Origin of the sequence: Pseudoxanthomonas japonensis, from assembly GCF_010093445.1 — a bacterium.
Classification (GTDB): domain Bacteria; phylum Pseudomonadota; class Gammaproteobacteria; order Xanthomonadales; family Xanthomonadaceae; genus Pseudoxanthomonas_A; species Pseudoxanthomonas_A japonensis.
Window position 1 is genome coordinate 1 of sequence record NZ_PDWW01000048.1, and the last position, 3,356, is coordinate 3,356.

Annotated in this window: 2 protein-coding genes; both read right to left on the reverse strand. The window is 67.2% G+C overall.

What is annotated here, in order from left to right; all coding sequences use genetic code 11:
* The coding region (locus CSC78_RS18655) for an HD-GYP domain-containing protein (RefSeq protein ID WP_162339371.1) at positions 1-985 on the reverse strand (985 nt) is incomplete at its 3' end.
* Between the two features lie 4 nt (positions 986-989).
* Positions 990-3,356: response regulator (locus CSC78_RS18660; RefSeq protein WP_238391347.1), on the reverse strand; the 2,367-nt coding region annotated here is incomplete at its 5' end.

Sequence of the window (3,356 nt, forward strand, 5' to 3'; positions counted from 1 at the left end):
CGGCCTCCTGCTGATCCCAGTAGGTTTTGACTTCGAGCATTCTTGGCAGGCACGTTACGAACGCATCGACTATGGTCGGGTCGAAATGCGTCCCCCGTCCTTCCTTGATCTTGGCGATCACCACGTCGACGGGCCACGCGTCTTTGTAGGGACGACGGCTGGCCAGCGCATCAAAGACGTCCGCGATGGCCACGATGCGGGCCGACTCCGGGATGCTCTCGCCGGCGAGTGCATGGGGGTAGCCGGTCCCGTCCCAGCGCTCGTGGTGGTTGAGCGCGACTTCCGCCGCCAGTTCAAACAGTGGTGCGTGGCTGCGGCTCAGGATTTCATGCCCGATCAGCGTATGGCGCTGCATCACGTCCCATTCGCGCGGGTTGAGCTTCCCGGGCTTTTTCAGGATGGCGTCCGGGATGCCGATCTTGCCGGTGTCGTGCATGGGCGCGGCCTGTTCGAGCAGTTTTGCGCGGCCCGTGTCCCAGCCCAATGCCTCGGCCAAGACGCGCGCGTAGGCCGCCATGCGCCAGATATGCGCGCCGGTGTCGGAGTCGTTGTAGTGCCCCGCCACGCTGAGCATCTGGATGGCATCCTGGTAGCTCTTGCTGAGCGCGGATGCCCTTACCAGTGAAAGGTGCGTGTTGACGCGAGCGCGCAGAATGAAGGGCGAAACGGGCTTGGTGATGTAGTCCACACCGCCGCAGGCGAACCCGGTGCGCTCGTCCACTTCGCGATCCAGCGCCGTGACGAAGATGATGGGAATGTGCTCGGTGGATGGATGCGCCTTCAGTGCCCAGGCCACTTCATAGCCATCCATCCCCGGCATCTCTACGTCCAGCAAGACCAGGCTCGGCGCATGTTTCTCGGCCGCACGCAGCGCCTGCTCGCCGTCGCGCGCGAAGACCAGGCGATGATCGTCGCCGAGGATCTGGCGGAACAGCGCCAGATTGTTGGGCTCGTCGTCGACGCAGAGGATCGGTCCGTGCGGCATGCGTTCACTCCTCGTCGACGCCCGGGGGCGGGTCCGGGACGCGGGCGTCTAGGTCGTGCAACAGGACTTTGGCTTCGGCTTCCGCGGCGCGGTAGTCGAATTCCTCGATGCGCAGCGCCAACCGATCGCGCGCGTCGCCGGGCAGGACCCCGGCGGAGATGCGGCCAAACGCCCCCTCGATCATGTCGGCATCGTCGCTGTCCAGCGCGGCGAGCAGGGCTTTGAGCGCGATGATCGGGTCATCGATCTGGCTGGCGGTCGGAGCTTCGGGGGCAGCGCCCGATCCCACGTACTGCGCCACGTCCTGCAGCGTCTCGTCCAACGTCACTCGCAGGCTCGGCAGGAGGTCGGCCACGTCTTCGCCCTGCCTGAGGTGTTCCTCGATGTCGGCGCTGATGGCCACCAGGCTGCTCATTGCGAGCGAAGCCGCGGCGCCGCGCATGCGGTGCACGTCGGCGCATGCCTGCATCGTTTCGTGCCGGCGCAGGGACAGTTCAAGCGTCTCCACGAGGTTGCCGTACCGTCGCGCGAATTGCGCCAGGTAGCGCTTGTAGGGCACCTCGTCGCGCCAATATGCCAGGCCTCGCTGCACATCGAGCAGTTGCGGGTCGATGTTCTCCGGCGCGGCGATCGTGGGAGTTGCGTCGTGAGCGTCCGCGGGGGTCGGCGGTTCGGAGGGTGGGGAAGCCGGGAGGGGCGCGAGGCGCGTGATGGCGGCAACCAGGTCGGGCACCTCGAAGGGCTTGGCCACGAACGCATTCATGCCGGCCGCCAGCGCGGCATCCTGCTGGGGCTTGAAGGCGCCGGCCGTCAACGCGATTACGGGCAGGTGGGCGAGCGCGGGCAGGGCGCGGATGCGACGCGTGGCCTCGTAGCCATCCATCACCGGCATCTGCACGTCCATCAGGACCGCATCGAACCGCTGCGGCGTCGCGCCGAGCAACTCCAGGGCTTCCAGGCCGTCGCTGGCCTGCGCGACCGACGCACCCTCGCCCTCGAGGATGCGTTGTGCGACTTCCCGGTTGATCTCGCTGTCGTCCACGACCAACAGGTGGTAACCCGCGAGGCGGTGGCCTGATCGGGGCGCCGCGCGACGGCTCAACAGGCCGGGGTCGCGGCGCGCGAGCACTTCGTTGATGGCGTTGTAGAGCACCGACGCCGTCACCGGCTTGGTCAGCACCGCGTCCACCGCATGCCGATGCGGCTCATGGTCGACCAGCTTCCGTTCGAACGCGGTGACCATGATGATGATGGGTTGCTGCGAGGTACCGAGGCGCCGACGGATGTCGGCGGCCGCACTCAACCCGTCCACGCCCGGCATCTGCCAGTCCATCAGCACCACGTCGCAGGGCACGCCGTCGGCGTCGGCGACGCGTGCGATCGCCCCGGTCCCGGACGCGGCCTCTTCGGCGATCCATCCGAATCCGCGCACGACCCGGCTCAGGTGTTCGCGCGCGATGTCGTGGTCGTCCACCACCAGCACATGCCAGGGGCCACGTTGGGGCGTGGTCTCCTCGGGCGCCTCGGCGAGCGGAAACACGAGGTCGAAGCGGAACGTGCTGCCTTGGCCCGGGGTACTGTCCACCTGCAGCGTGCCGCCCATCAGCGTCACCAGCCGGTTGCAGATGCTCAGACCCAGCCCGGTGCCGCCGAAGCGGCGCGTGGTCGACGAGTCGACCTGCGAGAACGGCGAGAAGATCATCGCCTGTTTCTCCATGGGAATGCCGATGCCGGTGTCGCTCACCACGAAGCACAACCGCGCGGTGCCAGGGTCGTCCGCGGACAGGCGCTCGACCCGGAGCGAGACTTCGCCGCGCTCTGTGAACTTGATGGCATTGCTGACCAGGTTGACCAGCACCTGGCCCAAGCGCAGCGCGTCGCCGCGCAGGTGGCGCGCATCCTCCGGCGCGGGCGACACGAGCATTTCCACCGTGCGCGTCTCCACCGCCGAGCCCATCAACGTGGCCACGTTGTCGAGGACTTCGGCCAGATCGAACGGGGCCTCCTCCACCTCGATGCGGCCGGCTTCGATCTTCGAGAAATCGAGCACGTCGTTGATGATGCTCAGCAGCGACCGCGCGGCTAGGTTGATCTTCCGGACCATGTCCTGCGCCACGGCAGGCAGGTCTACGCGGTCCAGCAGGTACAGCATGCCCAGGATGGCGTTCATGGGCGTGCGGATCTCGTGGCTCATGTTGGCCAGGAAATCGCTCTTGGACCGGTTGGCGTGCTCGGCGGCGCTGATCGCCTGGTGCAGCTCCGCATCGCGCCGCTTCTGCTCGGTGAGGTCCGACGCCATCACCAGGAAGCCGGAAGCCACGCCATGTTCGTCGCGCAGAGCGCTCACGTTCAACGCCACCGGCATGGGTGT